Below are 22,021 nucleotides of genomic sequence, written 5' to 3'. Positions count from 1 at the left end.
AGATTAAAAATCATTTCAACCATTCTAACTTCTATTTTTTTACTGCGGAACAACCGGCCATAGTTGTAATTTTAACAGCCTCAGTCGCAGGTAAACTTTCGTTTCTACTTACTACTTCCTGTACTACGCTTCTAGTGATTTCTTCGAAAACAGTTTCGATTACTGAACCTGTTTGCATCGCAGCCGGACGACCGTAATCTCCTGCTTCACGAATAGATTGCACAATTGGCACTTCGCCAAGGAATGGTACGCCTAAGTCTTCTGAAAGATTTCTGGCACCTTCTTTTCCAAAGATATAGTATTTATTTTCAGGTAATTCTTCCGGTGTGAAGTACGCCATGTTTTCAATAATTCCTAAAACAGGAACATTTATTGCTTCAGACATGAACATTGAAACTCCTTTTTTAGCATCGGCCAAAGCTACTGCTTGTGGAGTACTTACTATTACAACACCCGTAATTGGCAATGATTGCACGATTGAAAGGTGAATATCTCCTGTTCCCGGTGGCAAATCGACTAACATGAAATCCAATTCTCCCCAGTCTGCATCAAAAATCATTTGGTTCAACGCTTTAGAAGCCATAGGCCCTCTCCAAATTACCGCTTGACTTGGTGCTGTAAAAAATCCAATTGAAAGAATTTTTACTTCATAGCTTTCAACCGGTTTCATTTTTGATTTCCCATCAACTGTTACAGAGATTGGTTTTTCATTTTCTACGTCAAACATGATTGGCATGGATGGCCCGTAAATATCGGCATCCAGAATTCCAACCGAAAAACCCATTTTTGCTAATGATACCGCTAGATTTGCAGTAACTGTAGATTTTCCTACTCCACCTTTACCAGACGCAACTCCGATAATATTTTTTATTCCTGGAATTGATTTTCCCTTGATTTCTGGTTTGTCCGGAACCTCAACTTTACTATTGATTTTGATTTTTGCCTCCGGAGATACTAATTCAAGAATTGTTTTTTTGATATCGTCTTCTGCACGTTTTTTAATGTGCATCGCCGGCGTGTGCAATACTAAATCCACTACAACCTCATCACCAAAAGTAATCACATTTGCTATTGCACCACTTTCAACCATATTTTTCCCTTCTCCAGCTATAGTAATCGTTTCTAAAGCTTTAAGAATGTCTTTTCTATCTAATTTCATTTTTAGTTTACTGTTTTCTATTGGCATTTTAGCGCCAGAATATTATCTTTATTTAAACTGATTTCAGATTACAAAGATACTATGAAAAGTTCTTATTATAAAGAATTTGTATTGCATTTATTGATGAAGAAATTGAGGGCGATTATTCGATAAAATATCGCTTTTGGACCACAACAAACCTGATGCATTCACTCTTACCGATTACTCAATCCTAACTTCTGGTTGCCAGAAATGTTTTTCGAAATCCACAATTTGGTTGTCAACAACTTCTATACCTTCGTTTTCCAATAATTGCTGCATCAAATTGGTTCCGTCAAAATGAAGTTTACCCGTGAGCAATCCTTTTCGATTGACCACGCGATGCGCTGGAACATCTTCAAGATTATGCGAAGCATTCATTGCCCAGCCCACCATTCGAGCAGAACGAGCAGTTCCTAAAGCCTTTGCAATAGCACCATAAGAAGTGACTTTTCCGTAAGGAATTTGTCTGGCGATAGCGTACACACGTTCAAAAAAGTTGTCGTTTGACATATTTATAAAATCAGATAAAACGGTATTTTTATGCTGTTTAAAACTACCTCAAATAATATCGAATAATATTAATCAAGGTGATTAAAGCTATCAATCCAGTTATACTTCCTATGATAGTATTCATGTTTTTCATCATATAATTGGTTTTATCTTCTATTTTCTGGAAGAAAGTGATATATAAATAAAAAACTAGAAAAGAACCCAATACCACACCTGTTACAAAAATAAAAACATGGGAAATATCAAACACAAACAAATTATAAGACGCTAAAGTGATACTTACAAAAACATAATATGGAATGGGGAAAAAATTAAGTGCAGAGAGTAACATTCCAAGAAAAAAACGAGTAGAAGTACTCTTCTTTTTGATTTTCCCTTTCTTTGCTTTTGGCTTTTTGGCAATCAGCAAGAAATAAATGGTTAACACTGAAAAGATAACAAATCCCACTTCTCGCAGTAAAACAATCACATCCGGTCTGCCTTCAATGTACCTGGCAAATAATATGGCCAGTGTCGCTTGGAAAAAAATTACAATTACCGCTCCTAAAACAAACCAATACGCGCTTATCTTTCCTTCTCTCAGATTCACTTTGGCGGCTGTCATATTGATTAATCCAGGAGGTGTAATCCCTACAAAAGCAGTAACAAAACCCAAAAACAAGGAAGTAATTAAATTCATAGGCAAGATACGAGGATCAAAAAAGCAAAATTATTCTTTAATTTTAAATCGAATATACGTAATTGCTTTGTTAATTTCCAAATATTGTTTTTCATAAAAAGTTTGAAATGCAGTCACTTCTTCCGGACTTCCCTCATTTACATACACATTATGATTGGCATATAAAACTTCGTGTCCTTCACCGTGCAACAACCCAAGAGTGTATCCGTGCATGAACTCGCTGTCGGTTTTTAAGTTTACGACACCTTCTTTTTTAAGGATTTTTTTATACAATTGCAAAAACTCCGAATTGGTCATTCTGTGTTTTGTGCGTTTGTATTTGATTTGTGGATCCGGAAAAGTAATCCAGATTTCGTCCACTTCATTTTCGGCAAAAATGTGGTTGATTAATTCAATTTGGGTTCTGATGAAAGCCACATTATGCAATCCAGTTTCAACAGCAGTTTTGGCACCACGCCAGAAACGTGCTCCTTTGATATCGATTCCTACGAAATTTTTATTTGGATATCTTTCGGCAAGACCTACTGAATATTCTCCTTTTCCACAGCCTAATTCCAGCACTAATGGATTATCATTTTTGAAGAATTCCGAATTCCATTTACCTTTAAGCGGAAACAAATCTCCTACTACCTCTTCTCTCGTTGGTTGAAAAACGTTATTGAATGTTTCGTTTTCCTTGAACCTTTTTAATTTATTTTTGCTTCCCACTTTTTCAGAATATTTCGGCAAAATTAAGGAAATATATAAGACCGAATGGTTTGCCAGAGAAAAAATAAAGAAAATCATTCCGAAAACCTTCGCAATTGTAAAATTATTTTTTCGGCTGCATCGTATTTATAAGAAAGTCTTCCATAAACACAATTGTTTTTTCATCATTCCTTAAATTTTCCTGAAACAAATAAAATCAGAAAATTAATATAATATGCTAAAATTAAGCGATTTGAAAGCAAACACATTGTTAATTCACTTTACACCAAGAATATATTTCTTTACCTTTATATAAATAATTATGCCATGAGAAAATATGTTTTATCCATAGCAGTTATATTATTTGGCTTTTCGCTTGTCACTGTTTACCATAACAGAAATGAAAATCTGACGGCTAAGATGATTGCTTTTGCCTTGTATGTCTTTCAGGAATCTGCTGATGACAAATCCATTGACAGCGCTGCTGTTGTCCGTTTTTTCAAAAAATATCCCAATTTAAAAAAACACCAGTCGGACGTTAATACTTTGTACAAAAAACGAAATTACACTTCTATTTGGTTTGATAAAAAAGGGCTCATTGAGTTTGCCAATTTGTTATACTCCAAAGTAAATCAGCTGGAGGAAGAAGGTTTAAAATCCCAAATTGCATACAAAGAAAAAATTGATGTTGTTTTTAATGATACTAATTCAGATGATTTACCCCAAATTGAAACAGAACTCATGCTGTCTTCCATGTATGTTTTTTATGCTAAAAAAGTATACAAAGGAATTGACATTGAAAAAACAGATGAAATGGGATGGTTTTTACCCAGAAAGAATTTGTCCTATGAAAATCTTTTAGACTCTTTATTAGTTGATCCCAAATTATTAAGCAAGAATGAACAGCAACTGTTTGGACAATATTACAAACTGCGCGAAGTATTAAAAAGATACCGCCAAATAGAGAAAAATGGCGAATGGAATCCCATAGCAATAGATTCATTGGAAAGAGTATTCAAACCAAAAGACAGCTCAAAAACCATTGGACAAATAAGACAGCGACTTGCCGTTACGGGTGATTTAAAACTGGACTCTAAAAGCAATGTGTACGACGCCGAATTAATGGTGGGTATCTTGAATTATAAAAAGAGAAATGGCTACAAAACAGATTATCTCATTGCATCCAAGCACATTCAACGCATGAATATCCCCATCGAGAAATACATTAAAACCATTATAGCAAATATGGAACGCTGCCGATGGATTGACCCAAAGCTCACAATAGCAGACGAACACATCATTATAAACATCCCTTCCTATAAACTCTTTTACAAAAAAGATGGCGTAAATATATTAGAATCAAAAATACTTGTAGGGAAAAACATGACCGAAACAGTTGTTCTCAGCAGCAACATAACCAAAATAGTATTCAGCCCTTATTGGAACATTCCTAAAAGCATCGTCGAAAATGAATTAAAGGATTTAATGACTTTGAACGAAGACTATATGACTACCCATAATATCGAATGGAACAATGGGAATCCCAGACAAAAACCCGGCCCTAGAAACTCTTTGGGACTCGTTAAGTTTGTCTTTCCAAACTCGGATGATATTTATTTACACGATACACCGTCCAAAGATTTATTTCAATACGAATACCGAGCTTACAGTCACGGCTGCATTAACATTGAAAAAGCCAAAGAACTAGCGCTGTTGATTTTAAAAGACGATCCGGATTGGCCAATCGAACGCATCAATGAGGCAATGAAAGGCGAAAAAGAAACGCCTTACATCCTGAAAAAGAAAATTCCAATTCACATTGGTTATTTCACCGCTTGGGTAAACGATTTGGGAGAAATTAATTTTTACAACGACATCTACATAAGAGACGAACGTCTAGCGGAACTCCTTTTCTCCGATGATTCTAAATAAACTTATTGTTTGGACTGCCTCCTTTTATCACCCTATTTTACTTTCATTGAAATAGACATCACAATTCACTTTTACTTCTATAAAGCACCAATGTAGTAGCGCTTTAACATTTATCTATTTCATCTACAAAACGATACAAATCAGTAAAACCAATGGTTAAAGTCTCTTGATTGAAAATAATTTAGTTTTAAGTGTTTAATAATCAATTTATTATAAAAACGTTTCTTTTTTTAATTACATTTATATTCTAAAATCCAACTTATGAAACTAAAACCATACCCAATTAAAACACAACTCGTGTTGGTATCTTCCATTTTGTTGCTAGGTGCTTTTAACACTTCTGAAAAATCAGACCTGCTCCTTTCCGGGATTAACAAGGAAAACATGGACACATCTACTAAACCAGGTGATAATTTTGATGCCTATGTCAACGGAACCTGGAAAAAAAACACTAAAATACCAGATGACAAAGCCTCTTATGGTGCTGGCTATATGGTTTATGAAAAATCACAAGAAGACGTAAAAGCCATTATCGAAGCTTCTTCCAAAGGTGATTTTGCAGCCGGTTCCGATGAACAAAAAATTGGGGACTTTTATGAAGCCTTCATGGATACTAAAACGAGGGATCAAAAAGGAATTACACCCTTACTTCCAGAATACAAAAAAATTGATGCAATAAACAACTATACTGATCTGGCTGCTTATTTTGGATATGCCAATAAATCCGGTAGCAACATTCCTTTTTCCGTTTCGGTAATGGAAGATTTAAAAGATCCAACTAAGTACATGCTTATTTCTTGGCAAGGTGGTTTAGGATTACCCGATAGAGAATATTACTCCCTTGAAGATGCGAAATCTAAAGAAATTCAAAAAAAATATGTAATCCATATCGAGAAGATGTTACAACTTGGTGGAATAGCCAATGCACCTGATTTATCTAAAAAAATCATGGCATTAGAAACTGTTTTGGCTGCCCAACACATGAAAAAAGAACAAACCCGTGACATTGTAAAACTGTACAACAAATATGCTATTAAAGATTTGAACCAACTTATGCCTGATTTTAATTGGGCCAGCATGTTACAGAACGCCGGAATCCTGAACCAACAAAACATCGTCGTTGCACAAGTTGATTACATCAAATCGCTCAACACAATCATAAAAACAACACCTTTAACCACTTGGAAAGCCTACCTGAAATGGAATACCATTCATGGATCGGCAACATCATTGAACACCGCTTTAGACAATGAAAATTTTGATTTCTATGGCAAAACCCTTAACGGGATACAAGTAAAACAACCGTTATGGAGAAGAGGTGTTGACAGAGTAAACAATAGCCTTGGTGAAATCGTTGGAAAGGTTTATGTAAAAAAACACTTCTCTCCTGAAGCCAAAGAACAAGTAACACTTTTGGTTAAAAATCTTCTTAAAGCTTACGGGGAAAGCATAAAAAATCTGGATTGGATGAGTCCGGAAACCAAAAAACAAGCCTTGGACAAACTCTCTAAATTCACACCAAAAATTGGTTATCCTGACAAATGGAGAGATTATTCTACCTTGAAAGTCGTAAAAGGCGACTTGTACGGCAACCAACAAAAAGCCACCGCTTTTGAATACAACAGACAAATTAATAAATTAGGAAAACCTGTAGACAGAACCGAATGGGGAATGACTCCGCAAACCGTAAACGCATATTACAATCCTCCACTTAATGAAATCGTATTTCCTGCAGCCATACTACAGCCACCTTTCTTTGATGTAAAAGTGGAAGGTGCTGCAAACTATGGCGGAATTGGCGCGGTAATAGGGCATGAAATTGGTCATGGTTTTGATGATCAAGGAAGTACCTTTGATGGTGATGGAGTGTTGCGCAATTGGTGGACGCCTGAAGATTTAACTGCTTTCAAACAAAAAACAGGCGCATTAGTTGCGCAGTACAATGCTTTTAAAGTATTTCCAGATCTTAATGTGAATGGGGAATTTACCCAAGGGGAAAACATAGGGGATTTGGGCGGATTATCCATTGCTATAAAAGCCTACAAAATGAGTCTGGAAGGAAAAGAATCGCCCGTATTAGAAGGTTTCACCGGTGAACAACGCGTGTTATTAAGCTGGGGACAATGTTGGTTAGATAATACTCGTGACGAAGCTTTGCGAAATCAAATCGCTACTGACCCACATTCGCCGGCAAAATTCAGAGTTAATGGTGTAGTGCGAAATATTCCTGAGTTTTATACCGCTTTCAACATACAACCTACCGATTCCTTGTATCTGGCTCCAGAGAAAAGAGTCAAAATCTGGTAATCATACGATGTATTCATAATAAAAAACCTCTGCTAAAAAGCAGAGGTTTTTTTATGCAAAAAAAGCAATCCTACCAAAAATGCTAAACGGATTTATTGTTTCGATTTCAATGTTTTTATCATCGCATCTTCGATAGAAGCCTTAATTTTTATGACTTCACTCGAGTTGTCATTTGGAATCGTCATAGACAAAACGTAGTGTTTTATTTTCCACTCCTTGCCTATTTTTACCAAAACACCCGAGCCACGGCAAATCTTCATTTGGGTATTCAACAATTCATCAAACCAAGCAGTTTTACCCGTTTTGTCAAAATAAATGTGGCGCTCCAAAGCAGTAAAACTCCACGCTTTCCCTTTATCAAAATGTGGTTTTGCATACGCCTGAAAATCCTTTTTATTCCAGTTTTCGGTCGCATCGGTACCAATGAAAATAGCATCCTCTGTCATCAAACTAAAATAAGCATTATAATTAGCTTCTGATGCGGCTTTATGCCAAGCATCAAGTGTAGAATTGATGTTTGCTTTTTCTTTAGTATTGTCTTGATCTGCAGAAATAAAGGAGGAAAACAGCAAAATACTTAAAGAGAACAACATTATTTTTTTCATAATTTTTGGATTTTCAGAAATTTATTGGATAAAAAAATTTGGTTTAAAAATAAAATAAAAAAATTAAACAGCTAATTTACAGCTATTTAAATCCCGTAAAAGATTAAATTTTACTCTAAAAGTAAAGATACTGTTTTAACCTTAAAAAACACAGCCCGTTCAGCACTGGTAGTACGATACGGGATTTGACGTATTTTTGTAATGCCTTAAAAGAATTCTTTTACCCGTTAAAATTCAACCTATGAGAAAGTTATGTTCCCCAATACTGATTATTGCTTTTACAATGCTGTTGACTATTGTTTCCTGTAAAAAGAAAAATAATCCCGATTCCTCTAAGAATCAAACCAGTTTAAATACCGTTGAAATTGCTTTTGACAGCACACAGCTTACTACTTTTTTTGAAAAATATCCAAAACTGAAAAACTACCAAGCTGATGTAGAAAAATTATACCGCAAACATCAATTTCATTACATCTGGTTTGACAAAGACGGACTCAATGAATTTGCAGGTTTGCTATACAACAAAGTGAATAATTTGAGTCAGGAAGGAATTGAAACTGAGATTCCGTACAAGGAAAAATTAGATGACATTTATGATAATCCGGAGGACAATCAAAAAGCAAGTATTGATACCGAGTTATTGAGCTCCGCACTGTACTTTTTTTACACGAAAAAAGTATACGATGGAATCAGCACTCAAAAATCAAAGGATTTAGGATGGTTTTTGCCTCGAAAAAGACAATCGTATGTCAATTATTTAGATTCATTGTTAATCAATCCTTCGTTAATCAACAAAGAAGAAAAAGGTGTATTGAAACAGTATTACCTGCTTAAAGATGTCTTGCAGGAATACCGCAAAATAGAAAAAAAGGGCGGATGGAAAGCCATCGTTATAGACACAACGGTCAAATCCTATAAACCCGGAGACAGTGCCGCAGCCATTGCACAAATCAGAACGCGCCTGTTTATCACGGATGATCTTTCCCGAGATTCCAAAAGTGCCGTATATGATGCTGAACTAGCCAAAGGAATTTTGAAATTCAAAAAGAGAAGTGGCAATCTCCTCAACAAAACGATTCTGCCGGAACATATCAAATACATGAATGTGTCTGTTGCAGAACGCATCAAAACCATCATGGTCAATATGGAACGTTGCCGATGGATTTCGAATGATATCACCAAATCCAAAGAATTAATTGTAGTCAATGTTCCCGCGTATGAATTAACCTTCTTCAGAGACGGAAAGCCCGAATTACGCTCCAAAGTTGTGGTGGGAAAAGCCATGCATAAAACCGTGATTTTTAGTGCGCCAATGAAATATATTGTGTTCAGACCATATTGGAATGTGCCGACCAGTATTTTAAAGAAAGAAATTCTTCCTGCCATTGAGAAAAATCCTAATTACCTCGCCGAGCACAACATGGAATGGAAAGACAGCAATGTAAGACAAAGACCCGGACCTGAAAATTCATTGGGATTAGTGAAATTTTTATTCCCCAATTCGAATGCGATTTATCTGCACGATACGCCATCCAAAAGTTTATTTGGGAAAGAAGACCGCGCTTTTAGCCACGGATGCATTCGCGTAGCCAAGCCAAAAGAACTTGCCGCTATGATTATGAAAAATGACAAAAAATGGAATCCTGAAAAGATAGAAACCGCAATGAACAGCGGAGAGGAATATTGGTACACGCTTAAAAACAAAATTCCGGTCTATATTGGTTATTTCACCGCTTGGGTAGATGCGGATGGCGTAATTCATTTCTACGAAGATGTATATAAAAGGGATGAAACATTGGCAACCTTACTGTTTGATAAATAAAAGACAACCTGTTTCTCCAGAGAATAACTAACAAAAAAATGACACTATCTTATTTAGACAGTGTCATTTTTTTATTGGTATTTCCCAAAAGGCAACTATTTAATACGCTTTCTGTTTTTCGAAAGCAGTGTCCAACACTTTTTTGATTTTGTCCAAGGCACCGTGAAAGGCTTTTTCGGTAGTATCGGCATGATTGGTAACCGCTACAGGCTGCATATTTACTGGACGGGCTTCGATAAGGCATCGTTTGTCGTTGATTCCAAATTTATCACTGTTTTCGTCTGCAAGATGCACTTCTAAACGGGTTACTTTATCTTCAAAACGAGCCAAAGCTGTTCCTAATTCCTCCGCAATATAAGCTTTCAAACGTGCGTGTCCTTCTACATTGTTGTCTGTGTTGATCTGTACTGTCATGTTTTTATATATTTAATGTTCTCTTTCAAATTTACCGATTGCAGTATGAAAAACCGAACCAATTAATAAAACATTGGGAAAATAAAAGGGCGAAATTCTGGATTTAAGGAAGGGATTGGGTTATTCATTTTCTAAATAATCATAAATGAAGTCATTATTATAAAGTTTGAATTAATTAGCCTATTGACATTTTTGCAGATTCTTTCCAAAGATAATTTGGCATTGGCTCACTAAGTTCCCATTTAATACTCATAGGTTTTGAACCTTCTGTCTCTTTAAAAATTCCTTCTCCAATAAAAACATAACCAAGTGTGTTTCCGTTTTCGTCTTTTCCTTTTTCTCTCACAAAAAGTAATATTTTTTTATTATTTTCATGATGATTTATATATGACATACCTTTAGTTGTATCTGGTCCATAGGCATTATGCGATTGCCAGTGAAACAATGTTTCACTTATTGCATAATCATCATACATCGTTGTTGGTGAAAAGTTCTCCTCAGATTTAATTAAATTGATAAAAAGTATTTCTGTATTTAAGCCTTTATTTTCGGCAGCACCTTCTCTATTAGATGATTTTTTTTCAAAAGTACTCAATCCGAAAGCTGCTAAGATTTGATCTCTTGTATAACGAGCATGTAATTTTAAAGGCTGGTTATACGGTAAATCAATGTCAATTTCTTTAAAACCAACTTTATCAATCAACATTTCTAAAACTTCTATAATTTCATTAACGAGAATTTTATTTTTTCCTATTTGGATTATATTTTTTTCTAAAGAATTGTATCCTCCTGCATTCTGCCATACATCATAATGCAACATCAACAACATGGTTTTTTGATTTTCATCAAAATCATTGACTTTAATATTAAAACCTAGTTTTGCAATCTTCAAAATAAAATTGAAATAACTTGTTGAGTTTGTAGAAAGCCACTTATTGCTTATTGCAGAATAAATTTGTTTTTCATTAATGTTCTCAAAATCTTCAATCACTCCGGCTCTTTGACATAATCTTGACCAACTATCTTTTTTGTAAATCGTTTCAATTGAAATATTATTCAATTCAATAAAATTATTTAATGTTAAAGGCAAACTAGTTTGGTGTTGAAAATTTCTAATTTTAGTTATCAGTTGGTTTACATTTAATGATGTTGCTTTTCGAATGTTTTCAAGAATAGTTTCTTTCGTCTTTTTCTCTAAAACTATGGAACATCCCAATGGCAAATGTGGAAAATCATCTTCAATTTCTTTTTGAACCGAAGTTGTTGTTTTTCCAATTAACGCTCTAAACTTACTTTCAAAATCATATTCAGGTCTTGAATTTCCAACAAAATCTAGAACTGTCAAACAATCTTTTCCTTCTGACAAACGTAATCCACGTCCTAATTGTTGAAGAAAAACCGTCAAACTTTCTGTTGGCCTTAAAAACAAAACTGTATCAATTTCAGGAATATCTACACCTTCATTAAAAATATCAACAACAAATAAATAATTGAATTCTTTTTTCTTGAATTGTTCTCTAATTCTATCTCGCTCATTAGAATTCTTAGCCGTTAAACATTCTGCTTTTAATCCTGCTAAATTAAATTTTTCAGTCATAAAAGTTGCATGTTCAATTGTCACACAAAATCCAATTGCTCGAACATCATTTATATCATTTGTATACTTATCAAGATTGCGAATTATCTCTCCAACTCGAATATTGTTCTTAGTATATAAGCTCGTTAATTCACTTGCTACATACTTCCCTTTCTCCCATTTTACATTAGTTAAGTCTATACTATCAGTAATACCGAAATATTGAAAAGGACTTAATAATTTTTTATTTAATGCTTCAGGAAGTCTAATTTCAGCAGCTATACGATTACAGAAATCTTCTAATATGTTTTCATTATCCATTCTTTCAGGAGTTGCTGTCAATCCTAAAAGCACTTTTGGTTTGAAATAATTTATTATTGGTCTATAAGTTGATGCCGAAATATGATGCACTTCATCAATAATTATAAAGTCATAATATTCAGGAGTTAGAGTAATATCTTTTAATCTATTATTTAAAGTTTGAACCGAAGCAAAAACATATTCATTTGAACTTGGTTCCATTCCATCAACCCATAAATCTCCAAAATTATTATCTTTTAAAACTCCTTGAAATGTGGCTTTTGCTTGTTGTAAAATTTCTTTTCTATGAGCCACAAAAAGTAGCTTCGATGATTTATTATTACTTCTAAAATTTTTATAATCAAATGCAGAAATAACTGTTTTTCCAGTTCCTGTAGCGGCAACTATAAGATTCCTATATCTATTATGAACCGTTCTTTCAACTTCTAATTTTTCAAGTATTTCATTTTGATAATGAAACGGTTTAATGTCAAAATACGATGTTGTAAAAGTATATTCTTTTGAAAACTTCCCTTGCTTTAAAGCTTCGACTAATTTTACAGAATGAATATTTTGATCATATAATTCAAATTCTGAATTTTGCCAGTATGCCTCAAATGTTTTCTTGAATTTATCAATTATATGCCCCACTTCTTTAGTCGTCACTTTTAGATTCCACTCTAAACCATCGGTTAAAGCAGAACGGGAAAAATTAGAAGAGCCGATATATGCTGTGTGAAAACCAGTATTTCTTTGAAACAAATAGGCTTTTGCATGCAATCTTTCATTACCTGTATTGTATGAAACTTTTACTTCCGTATTTTCTAAAGAAGCTAAAAACTCCACTGCTTTAGCATCTGTAGCTCCAACATAAGTAGTTGTAATTACTCTTAATTTTCCTCCACGACTCGTAAACTCTCTAAGTTCACGTTCTAAAATTCTAATTCCTTTCCATTTAATAAAAGAAACTAATAAATCAATTCTGTCTGAAGATAGAATCTCTTTTCTCAATTCACTTTCGAGAGTTGTCCCTGAATTTCCACCTGTAAAAAGTTCACTGTGAATCAATCTTGTGTAAGGAGTAATTTCTTTTAAATGCAAATCCAAATCAGTGAAATGAGCATCCACTTTTGTAAAAACAGCTTTTAGAATTTTACCTTCGGTTTCTATTAAATCATCCTCAAACTCTTCTTTTTTTAATTCTTCTTTCAGAAATAAAATAATTTTATTAGCAATCTCAATTTGTGTCTCTACAACATCATCTCCCTTAATTAAAGTAAAAGCATGTTTAATTGTTTTACCGATATGTTGAGATAGTAATTGAGCAGCTTCGGCTTTATCTATTGAAGTTTTCTTAACCTGAAAAGTATCTTTATCTAATTCGTTTATTTTATAGTTTATTAGCTTAGTAACTAATTCCTCATACAGTCCTTGGTTCATAATTCGAGTTTTAAAAATTCTTCAACGATTGGTAAATCTGCTTCTGCCCAATCAAGATTTAATAGTTCTACTTTTTCTAATAACTTGTAATCTTTATGCTCTGCCAATATAATTTCACCAAGTATATGTTTCGCTATAAAAGGAATTAAATTAATTTTAAAATTTCCATAATCATAAATGCTATTTGACAATTTTCTTAGAACTTCAATTTCAATATTTATCTCTTCTTTTATTTCTCTTTTAATACAATCTATTTCACTTTCATTTTCTTCTAGCTTCCCTCCTGGAAATTCCCATTTCAAAGGCAATTTCATTTTATCACTGCGTTGAGCGACTAAAATTTTATTCTCAATTAAGATAATAGCACAAGTGACGTTTACAATGTTTGACATTTTATGAATAATTATAAAAAAGTAATGTTTAATTTGTACGAAAGATAGTCTGTTTTATATCAATATTAAAAAAACTAACTAATAAAAAAACGCTACTCTTTCGAATAGCGTTTTTTGAATTTTGTATCAATTTGTGATGTGATTGCTTCGTTCCTCGCAATGACAATCGTGTGAGGAATCGAATGCCTAGCCCTGATAGTCCCGAAGTATCGGGAGACATCCTTTTCCTTCCGCCTTTTCGGCGGATATAAAGATTGTAACGGATAGCAGGAAAAAGCTCCTGAAATATCCCGAAGCGTCGAGACAGGATGAATCCTGAAATATCCCGAAGCGTCGGGACAGAATAAATCCTGTTAGCCAACTATGGCAATAACACGACTCCCATGTTGAATAAGGTAAAGGCCTGAATATCGACATTTTCCTGAATGGTTGCCGCCACGGATTTTCCGGCGCCGTGTCCTGCATTGATGTCAATACGGATTAGGGTTGGGTTTGTTCCAGTTTGTTTTTCCTGTAATTCGGCAGCAAACTTGAAGCTGTGGGCCGGCACTACTCTATCATCGTGATCGCCCGTAGTGACCATGGTTGCCGGATATTGAATTCCTTTTTTTATGTTGTGTACGGGAGAATACCCTTTGATGTAGTTGAACATTTCCTTGCTGTCCTGCGCTGTTCCGTAATCATACGCCCAACCTGCTCCTGCGGTAAAGGTATGGTAGCGCAACATGTCCATCACGCCCACCGCCGGCAAAGCGACTTTCATCAACTCAGGACGTTGCGTCATGGTAGCACCTACTAGCAATCCTCCGTTTGACCCTCCACGAATGGCCAAGTATTGTGAAGACGTGTATTTCTGAGCAATCAGATATTCTGCCGCTGCGATGAAATCATCAAATACATTTTGTTTTTGCATTTTGGTTCCCGCATCGTGCCATTTCTTTCCGTATTCGCCACCGCCACGTAAATTAGGCACGGCATAAACGCCTCCGTTTTCCATCCAAACGGCATTGGCAATGCTGAAACTTGGTGTCAAACTCACATTGAATCCTCCATAACCATACAGCATTGTTGGATTTGTCCCATCAAGTTTCAATCCTTTTTTGTGGGTGATAATCATTGGGATTTTGGTTCCGTCTTTAGAAGTATAAAACACTTGTTTGGACTCGTATTGCTCGCTGTCGAAATCTACTTTTGGTTTTTGATACACCGCCGAAGTTCCGGTTTGTGGTTCGAATGAAAAAGTAGAACCCGGAGTAATGTAATTTGTAAACGAATAATACAAGGTTTTCTCTTTTTTCTTTCCGCTAAAACCACCGGCAGTTCCTACGCCCGGCAATTTAATTTCACGAACCAGTTTCCCGGAATAATCGTATTGTTTCACTACTGAAACGGCATCTTTCATATAATTAGCAAAGAAATACCCGCCTCCTGTTGATGGAGACAAAACATTTTCCGTCTCTGCAATGAAATCTTTCCAGTTTTCCGGTTTTGGATTATTAACATCAACGGTAACGATGCGTTTGTTGGGCGCATTCAAATCGGTTTCTATGAATAATTTTCCACCTTCGTTTTCAATGATGTTGTTGTCGCTCTTGAAATTATCTACAATAGTTACAATAGGACTGTTGGGTTTTGTCAAATCTTTGATGTACAACTCGTTTCCGTACGTAGAATTAGACGCTGTGATAACCAAATAACGGTCATCTTCTGTCACGCCACCGCCTACATAACGGCGTTTTTGGTCGGCACCAAAAATTACTTTATCATCCTTTTGTGCGGTTCCTAACTTATGAAAATACAGTTTATGTTGGTCAGTTTTTGCCGATAATTCGCTTCCTTTTGGTTTGTCATAACTGGAATAGTAGAATCCTTCGTTTCCTTTCCAAGACACACCGCTGAATTTTACATCGACAATAGTGTCTTCAATTACTTTTTGGGTAATGGCATCCATGATAATGACTTTTCTCCAGTCGCTTCCGCCTTCTGAAATGGCATAGGCTACTTTAGAACCGTCTTTAGAGAAATCCAATCCGCCAAGCGAAGTGGTTCCGTCTTTAGAAAATGTATTGGGATCCAAGAACACTGTTTCAGTTCCTTTGGCGTCTTTTCTATACAACACCGATTGGTTTTGCAAACCGTTATTTTTATAGTAATACGTGAAATTTCCTTCTTTGAAAGGCGCGCCTATTTTTTCGTAATTCCACAGTTTTTCCATTCGGGATTTTAACGCATCACGAAACGGAATTTGAGCCAAATAACCATAGGTCACTTCGTTTTGGGCTTTTACCCAAGCACCAGTTTCCGCAGATTTGTCGTCTTCGAGCCAACGGTACGGATCCGAAAGCTTGGTATCGAAATACACGTCAACAATTTCCCCTTTACTTGTTGTGGGATAAATTACAGGTTTTTGGTTTTGGCCAAAAGTCGCCATTGCAGAAGATACAGCCATTATTAAAAAAGTTTTTTTCATATGTTGGTATTTATTATTTTTCATCGGTCCTATGTAATTTGCATATCATCATTGGTGTTTGCTACCCAATTACCGTCATGCTCATTTCATTAGATTCTGTTTTAGGTTGTTACAAAAATAAGGAAATAGTTAGTGTTGTAAACGAGGAAAAGTCTTAAATAAAACTAAAAAAACTGATGTTTAGAGAAATGTGATTTTATAAAATATTTTTTTTAAGTTCAAAAACACTAATTAAGATTCTCTTTCATTTACTTAAATTACCCATTTCTTATTTAAGTTTTTTGTCGATTTACTTAAATAAAGAAAAAGTTATTTAAATTTTTTGTCGATTTACTTAAATAAGAATACATTTGTTTAAGTTTTTAAATCATCAAAATGGAAAAATTTACTTCTGGCAAATATATCAATCAAGGATATTACAAAAGCTTTCAACCCAACACCATTCACAGAGACTGGATATTGAATGATATGGAAGTTATTCGCCTACTAAGTAAAGCCGACAGACATTTAGGCAGATTAGATATGTATTCAGAATACGTAAACATTGACTTGTTTATTAGAATGCATATCGCCAAAGAAGCTACTCAATCTTCAAAAATTGAAGGTACTCAAACCAATATGGAAGAAGCTTTTTTAAGCAAAGAAGAAATCGCTTATGATAAAAGAGACGACTGGGAAGAGGTGCAAAACTATATCAGTGCAATGAATGAAGCGGTTAAACTATTACACCAACTTCCTTTTTCATCCCGACTTATAAAACAAACACACAAGATACTTTTGCAGGGTGTACGTGGCGAACACAAATTACCTGGAGAATATCGAACTAGCCAAAACTGGATTGGCGGTGCCAGTATTAGTGACGCAACCTTTATCCCTCCCATTCACTCTAGTATTAATGAGTTCATTTCGGATCTTGAAATATTTGCAAACGATGAAATATCACCACTGCCTGATTTAATAAAAATTGCAATTATACATTATCAATTCGAGACTATTCACCCTTTTTTAGATGGAAACGGTAGAGTTGGCAGATTACTTATAACCATATATCTAGTCAGCAAGGGAATCCTAAAACAACCCATTTTATATCTTTCTGATTTTTTTGAAAAAAACAGAATATTATATTATGATAATCTAATGCGAACCAGAACCCACAACGACATTAACCAATGGTTAAAATTTTTCTTAACCGGTATTATTGAAACTGCAAAAAAAGGGGTAACTACTTTTGATGGCATTTTGCAACTGCAAAAAAGTTTAGAAGAAAAATTAAAGTCATTTGGGAATCGCAATATGGACGCACGAAAAGTAGTAGATTACCTCTATACTCAGCCAATAATTGAGGTAACAAAAGTGGAAGAACTATTACAAAAGTCATCAGTTACAGCTTATAAACTTTTGGCAGATTTAGAGCGACTGGATGTCATAAAAGAAATATCTGGAGCACAACGAAACAAGTTATATGTTTTTAAAGATTATTTAGATTTATTCAATCACGATTAACATTCATCTATCAAAAATTAAAAATTCGTGCCTAGTACTTAAAAACCAAAAAAACGCTACTCTTTCGAATAGCGTTTTTTGTTTTTTTGCTCATGCAAATGAATTACAAATTAAAATTCACACCCAAAACGATGTTTCTTCCAATGTTTGGAATGCCATCCGTTTTTAGACGGGAAAGATGGGCAATGTATCTTTTATCAAATAAATTATTCCCGTTGATGTTAACATCAAAAGCGGTTTTACCCAGTTTTACTGTTCCGCCAAAACCTAAATTCACCAAGTTACAGCCATTTGATTCTGTTTCAAATCCACTTACATTTTTTTGGTTGAACGTGCTGGAAACATTCAAAGTTGCAAAACCATCTTCTAACCAGTTCTTGATTTTAAATTCGGTTCTAATGGTATTGTTCCAATTGTTAGCCGGGATTAACGGCAAGTAATCTCCGTTTTGTTTCTCGCCGGTAACGGTTTCAAAACTGGTTTCAAAATGCAACCAATCCAATGGATGCGGGTGAAAATGCAGTCCAACTTCACCTCCGTATAATTTGGCGTTATTCTGAATATAATCAAAAACAGCATTTTCGTCAATCACTGCTCCTGTTGGCGAAGTGTAGATATAATTATTGATGTGATTGTAAAATCCGTTCACAAAAAACTCAAAATGATCCGTTTTGTATTCTAAATTTAAATCCGTTTGCACGTTTTGCTCGGTTTCTAAATCACTGTTTCCTACTTCATAGCGATTCGTTCCTTCATGCACTCCATTTGAAGTTAACTCAGCAAGGTTTGGCGCTCTAAAGCCAGAAGCAACGTTCAAACGCAACGTCAAATCATCAGTCAGATTGGTTTTATAACCCAACGACGCATTAAAACTGTCGTATGATTTATCGATGGCTTCAAAAGAACCTTCTTCGCCTGCAATTCCTTGCGCATCCGTAGTAATATTTCTATTGTCGAAACGCAATCCAGCTTGCAACACATTGGAATTCCACTCATAATTAGCCGTTCCAAAAACACCAAAATCATTCGTAACCGCATCCGGAATTAAATATTCTTCTCCTGAATTTGTGTTGGTTTGGTGCATTCCCTGAACTCCAACAATAGTTTCTATTTTTCCCATTTTTGGTAAATGGTATTTTGCATTGTAATTGAATGTCTTCAGTTTCATGTGTAAAACGGCCACATTGCTGTCTTCAAACTCACTTCGATCATTGGCAACATAACCCAAATCAACATCTAATTTTGATTTTTCGAAAAAGAAAACAGAATTCAAACTCAATAAATGATTGAAAACGCCTTGTTTTGGAAATCCGGTTTTCTTGCTCGTCGATTGGTCTGCAATTCCATCTTCCGGAATTCCTAAATCCAATTCATTGTAATTGTAACGCAATACACTTGAGAACTTGGCATTGCTGTAACCAATTCCTGTTTTGAAATCGGTTTCATTGTAACGAGTATTTGTCACTCGGTCACCATCGGCAATTTTATAATCAGAATGCGTGTTGTAACTTCCACGAGCCATGAATTTCCAGTTGTCTGTAGATGTTTTCAAACCTAAAGAAGAACTGCTTCCGGCGGTATTCGAGAAATATTTTTGACTGAAGTTCGCTTTAAAAGTATTCGCATCAGCAAATTTTTCTGGGTTAAAATACAAAACACCACCCAAAGCATCGGAACCGTACAACAACGAAGCAGGTCCTTTTATTACCTCAACGCTTTCTATTCCTGAGTCGTTCAATCCCAAACCGTGTTCGTCACCAAACTGTTGATTTTCTATTCGAACACCTTGAGAATACACCAAAACACGATTGCCGCTCAAACCACGAATCACCGGTTTCCCGATAGATGTTCCGGTAGAAACCTGAGAAACTCCGGGAATAGTCGCCAATCCTTCAATCAAAGTGGCGGTCCCTTTTCGTTGCAAATTTTTGATGCTTTCATGCTCCACTTTCATCACGTTCTGTGATTGTATTTTATTGAAAGCGGTAGAAACGATTACTTCATCCATTTCAAAAATTGCCTCTTCAAGAATAACATCAAGTGTGTTTTCTTTTTGAAGACTGTTTATAGTTTTATTTTGGGTTGCAAATCCTACGAACGTAAAGCTGATTTTTAAGTTTCTATTTGGAAGATTGGAAAGTGTGTATTTTCCGTTTTCATCTGTAGTGGTTCCTTTATGCAATTCTGATGCATAGACTGAAACGCCTTTTAGGGGTTGATTTTTTAAATCGGTTACGGTTCCCGAAAGGGTATTTTGCGCTTGAAGCATCGCCGAAAACCCCAAGAATAGGGCTATGATAAATTTTTTCATTGAAAATGATTGTAGTATTCCTGCTGTCAGCTTTCTCCAAAGGAGAGGGAACCGAGACCGGAATTATTTAGTAAATAAAAAATATCCAACAAAATCAAATGAATGACGTTGCATGGAAAATAAATTCAACAGAAGCTGAAATAAATTCAGCTTAAACTATTTACAGGTGGTCCGCGATGGGAATACAAACTGCCGGAAAACGAAATAATGGTTTCCGTTGCAGTAAAAAAATAAGGGATTTCTTCAATACTGGAATACAATTGATAGGAGAAATCTTTTGGAGTTATGTAACTGCCTAAAGCAAATTCACAAACAAAACAGTGCTCTAATTTGTGGTGTTGGTGCGTTATCTCCGTACCGGTAACATTGTATTTATGGTGGCATTGCTTTTGGGAAAGCTGTTTTGCCAAATGCTCATACGTATGCAATGACTGGAACAGCATTGAAAACAATACTGTAATAACCAGAGAAAGACTTAGTATGAGTTTATTCTTTTTCATTGGAGCCAAAGGTAACAAAAACAGGAAAAAAGAAAACCATTTGTCTCACAAAATATATTTTTGCGAAACAAATGGTTTCATTTTAAAATAAAATTTGATTTATACCAATTTGGCTGCAATCAAATATTCTGCTATTTGTATTGTGTTTGTCGCTGCTCCTTTTCTCAAGTTGTCCGAAACAATCCACATATTCAATGTATTTTCTTGGCTTTCGTCACGACGAATTCTACCTACAAAAACCTCATCTTTTCCTTGCGCATACATTGGCATTGGGTACGTATAAGTATCATTATTATCCTGAACCACCACTCCATCGGTATGATGCAAAATGTTTCTCACTTCATTTACATCAAAATCATTCGAGAATTCTACGTTTACTGCTTCACTGTGTCCGCCTACAATTGGCACACGAACTGCAGTTGCTGTAACGGCAATCGTGTTGTCACTTAAGATTTTTTTGGTTTCACGAACCAGTTTCATCTCTTCTTTAGTGTATCCATTCTCTTCGAAAGAATCACATTGTGGAATCGCATTTCTGTGAATTGGGTATTTGTACGCCATTTCACCTTGAACACCTGCGTATTCATTTTCCAATTGTTGTACTGCTTTTACACCTGTTCCAGTGATGGATTGGTAAGTAGAAACAATCACACGTTTGATGTTGTATTTTTTGTGCAAAGGAGCCAAAACCAACACCATTTGTATTGTAGAACAGTTAGGATTTGCAATGATTTTATCTGCTGCAGTCAATTCAGTTGCATTAATCTCCGGAACGATTAATTTTTTGGTTGGATCCATTCTCCAAGCAGATGAATTATCGATAACAGTTGTTCCTGCTGCCGCAAATTTTGGAGCCCACTCCAATGATGTATCGCCACCTGCAGAGAACAAAGCAATATCTGCTTTCATATCTACTGCCGTTTGCATCCCAACTACTTTATATTTTTTACCCTTGTATTCAATTTCTTTACCCACTGATCGCTCAGAAGCAACCGGAATTAATTCTGTTACAGGGAAATTTCTTTCTGCCAAAACTTTCAACATTACCTCGCCAACCATTCCGGTAGCGCCTACAACTGCTATTCTCATCTTATATTTATATTATTACTTCGTCCGTTCGCCTTTCAGGCTCGGGTGAACATTAAATTTGAAGTACAAAAGTAAGTAATATTGAAATCAAAACAAGAGTGTTAACAAAAAATAACAAAATGTTAAATTTATAACATTTAATTGAAAGACATGAAAAAAGAAAGTAAAATTGTTTCGAGTACTAATTTTTTTTGAATGGTAAAGCTTGTGAAATAACGTTCTATATAATTTTTTACCATTAAGAAATTAAGAAGATTAAGTTTTAAAGTGCTTCTCAATGTATCTTAATTTCTTAATGGTCAAA

The 22,021-nt window shown here is 35.1% G+C and carries 16 protein-coding genes; 4 read left to right on the top strand and 12 right to left on the bottom strand.

Going from position 1 to position 22,021, the window contains the following annotated elements:
• Positions 1-31 precede the first annotated feature (31 nt).
• From C8C87_RS00670 to trmB, 4 genes are all read right to left on the bottom strand, one after another.
• Positions 32-1,159, bottom strand: coding sequence for an Mrp/NBP35 family ATP-binding protein (locus tag C8C87_RS00670; protein ID WP_121343250.1), 1,128 nt, complete (start codon positions 1,157-1,159; stop codon positions 32-34).
• A gap of 201 nt (positions 1,160-1,360) precedes the next feature.
• Positions 1,361-1,690 carry an MGMT family protein gene (locus tag C8C87_RS00665; RefSeq protein WP_199074752.1) on the bottom strand — a complete coding sequence of 110 codons (330 nt, stop codon included), beginning with the start codon at positions 1,688-1,690 and terminating at the stop codon, positions 1,361-1,363.
• A 43-nt stretch (positions 1,691-1,733) separates the two neighbouring features.
• Positions 1,734-2,369, bottom strand: coding sequence for a LysE family transporter (locus C8C87_RS00660; RefSeq protein WP_099713732.1), 636 nt, complete (start codon positions 2,367-2,369; stop codon positions 1,734-1,736).
• A gap of 30 nt (positions 2,370-2,399) precedes the next feature.
• Positions 2,400-3,077: a tRNA (guanosine(46)-N7)-methyltransferase TrmB gene (trmB, locus tag C8C87_RS00655; protein WP_099716209.1), complete on the bottom strand. Its 678-nt coding sequence runs from the start codon at positions 3,075-3,077 to the stop codon at positions 2,400-2,402.
• 306 nt (positions 3,078-3,383) lie between these two features.
• Between trmB and C8C87_RS00650 the strand changes: the two genes are divergently transcribed.
• Together C8C87_RS00650 and C8C87_RS00645 are read left to right on the top strand one after the other, a co-directional pair.
• Positions 3,384-4,988 carry a murein L,D-transpeptidase gene (locus tag C8C87_RS00650; protein ID WP_121340778.1) on the top strand — a complete coding sequence of 535 codons (1,605 nt, stop codon included), beginning with the start codon at positions 3,384-3,386 and terminating at the stop codon, positions 4,986-4,988.
• Between the two features lie 261 nt (positions 4,989-5,249).
• Positions 5,250-7,295, top strand: a complete 2,046-nt coding sequence (locus C8C87_RS00645; RefSeq protein WP_121340777.1) for a M13 family metallopeptidase — start codon at positions 5,250-5,252, stop codon at positions 7,293-7,295.
• Between the two features lie 92 nt (positions 7,296-7,387).
• On the opposite strand, the gene C8C87_RS00640 is transcribed toward C8C87_RS00645, so the two are convergent.
• On the bottom strand, positions 7,388-7,900 hold the full coding sequence (locus C8C87_RS00640; RefSeq protein ID WP_121340776.1) for a nuclear transport factor 2 family protein: 513 nt from the start codon (positions 7,898-7,900) through the stop codon (positions 7,388-7,390).
• Positions 7,901-8,141: 241 nt separating this feature from the next.
• On the opposite strand from C8C87_RS00640, the gene C8C87_RS00635 reads away from it, so the two are divergent.
• Positions 8,142-9,722, top strand: a complete 1,581-nt coding sequence (locus C8C87_RS00635; protein WP_121340775.1) for a murein L,D-transpeptidase — start codon at positions 8,142-8,144, stop codon at positions 9,720-9,722.
• 99 nt (positions 9,723-9,821) lie between these two features.
• Here C8C87_RS00635 and C8C87_RS00630 read toward each other — a convergent pair whose 3' ends face one another.
• From C8C87_RS00630 to C8C87_RS00615, 4 genes are all read right to left on the bottom strand, one after another.
• Positions 9,822-10,136 carry an HPF/RaiA family ribosome-associated protein gene (locus C8C87_RS00630; protein WP_099713737.1) on the bottom strand — a complete coding sequence of 105 codons (315 nt, stop codon included), beginning with the start codon at positions 10,134-10,136 and terminating at the stop codon, positions 9,822-9,824.
• A gap of 175 nt (positions 10,137-10,311) precedes the next feature.
• Complete coding sequence (locus C8C87_RS00625) at positions 10,312-13,452, bottom strand: DEAD/DEAH box helicase (RefSeq protein WP_121340774.1); 3,141 nt, start codon at positions 13,450-13,452, stop codon at positions 10,312-10,314.
• On the bottom strand, positions 13,449-13,844 hold the full coding sequence (locus C8C87_RS00620; RefSeq protein ID WP_233549982.1) for a (deoxy)nucleoside triphosphate pyrophosphohydrolase: 396 nt from the start codon (positions 13,842-13,844) through the stop codon (positions 13,449-13,451). The genes C8C87_RS00625 and C8C87_RS00620 overlap by 4 nt, the downstream gene beginning before the upstream one ends.
• A 361-nt stretch (positions 13,845-14,205) precedes the next feature.
• Complete coding sequence (locus C8C87_RS00615; RefSeq protein WP_233550054.1) at positions 14,206-16,293, bottom strand: prolyl oligopeptidase family protein; 2,088 nt, start codon at positions 16,291-16,293, stop codon at positions 14,206-14,208.
• A 396-nt stretch (positions 16,294-16,689) separates the two neighbouring features.
• On the opposite strand from C8C87_RS00615, the gene C8C87_RS00610 reads away from it, so the two are divergent.
• Complete coding sequence (locus C8C87_RS00610) at positions 16,690-17,817, top strand: Fic family protein (RefSeq protein ID WP_121340772.1); 1,128 nt, start codon at positions 16,690-16,692, stop codon at positions 17,815-17,817.
• A 103-nt stretch (positions 17,818-17,920) separates the two neighbouring features.
• Here the strand turns inward: C8C87_RS00610 and C8C87_RS00605 are convergent, their stop codons facing one another.
• From C8C87_RS00605 to C8C87_RS00595, 3 genes are all read right to left on the bottom strand, one after another.
• A complete protein-coding gene (locus tag C8C87_RS00605) occupies positions 17,921-20,128 on the bottom strand; it encodes a TonB-dependent receptor (protein ID WP_121340771.1) in 2,208 nt (735 codons plus the stop codon).
• 146 nt (positions 20,129-20,274) lie between these two features.
• Entirely contained in the window at positions 20,275-20,628 is a 354-nt protein-coding gene (locus C8C87_RS00600) for a hypothetical protein (protein WP_099713745.1), read from the bottom strand.
• Positions 20,629-20,727: 99 nt separating this feature from the next.
• Positions 20,728-21,717, bottom strand: coding sequence for an aspartate-semialdehyde dehydrogenase (locus tag C8C87_RS00595; protein WP_121340770.1), 990 nt, complete (start codon positions 21,715-21,717; stop codon positions 20,728-20,730).
• Between the last annotated feature and the right edge of the window lie 304 nt (positions 21,718-22,021).

It is taken from the genome of Flavobacterium sp. 120 (assembly GCF_003633605.1).
Classification (GTDB): domain Bacteria; phylum Bacteroidota; class Bacteroidia; order Flavobacteriales; family Flavobacteriaceae; genus Flavobacterium; species Flavobacterium algoritolerans.
The sequence above is the reverse complement of the archived record's forward strand: the minus strand, read 5'-3'. Positions and strand labels throughout refer to the sequence as shown.

Coding starts and splice junctions, on each gene's coding strand:
- C8C87_RS00665 (WP_199074752.1), bottom strand. CDS start 1,690: ATGTCAAACGACAACTTTTTTGAACGTGTGTACGCTATCGCCAGACAA.
- C8C87_RS00615 (WP_233550054.1), bottom strand. CDS start 16,293: ATGGCTGTATCTTCTGCAATGGCGACTTTTGGCCAAAACCAAAAACCT.
- C8C87_RS00660 (WP_099713732.1), bottom strand. CDS start 2,369: ATGAATTTAATTACTTCCTTGTTTTTGGGTTTTGTTACTGCTTTTGTA.
- C8C87_RS00630 (WP_099713737.1), bottom strand. CDS start 10,136: ATGACAGTACAGATCAACACAGACAACAATGTAGAAGGACACGCACGT.
- C8C87_RS00605 (WP_121340771.1), bottom strand. CDS start 20,128: ATGAAAAAATTTATCATAGCCCTATTCTTGGGGTTTTCGGCGATGCTT.
- C8C87_RS00670 (WP_121343250.1), bottom strand. CDS start 1,159: ATGAAATTAGATAGAAAAGACATTCTTAAAGCTTTAGAAACGATTACT.
- C8C87_RS00595 (WP_121340770.1), bottom strand. CDS start 21,717: ATGAGAATAGCAGTTGTAGGCGCTACCGGAATGGTTGGCGAGGTAATG.
- C8C87_RS00640 (WP_121340776.1), bottom strand. CDS start 7,900: ATGAAAAAAATAATGTTGTTCTCTTTAAGTATTTTGCTGTTTTCCTCC.
- C8C87_RS00610 (WP_121340772.1), top strand. CDS start 16,690: ATGGAAAAATTTACTTCTGGCAAATATATCAATCAAGGATATTACAAA.
- C8C87_RS00650 (WP_121340778.1), top strand. CDS start 3,384: ATGAGAAAATATGTTTTATCCATAGCAGTTATATTATTTGGCTTTTCG.
- C8C87_RS00635 (WP_121340775.1), top strand. CDS start 8,142: ATGAGAAAGTTATGTTCCCCAATACTGATTATTGCTTTTACAATGCTG.
- C8C87_RS00645 (WP_121340777.1), top strand. CDS start 5,250: ATGAAACTAAAACCATACCCAATTAAAACACAACTCGTGTTGGTATCT.
- C8C87_RS00620 (WP_233549982.1), bottom strand. CDS start 13,844: ATGTCAAACATTGTAAACGTCACTTGTGCTATTATCTTAATTGAGAAT.
- C8C87_RS00625 (WP_121340774.1), bottom strand. CDS start 13,452: ATGAACCAAGGACTGTATGAGGAATTAGTTACTAAGCTAATAAACTAT.
- C8C87_RS00600 (WP_099713745.1), bottom strand. CDS start 20,628: ATGAAAAAGAATAAACTCATACTAAGTCTTTCTCTGGTTATTACAGTA.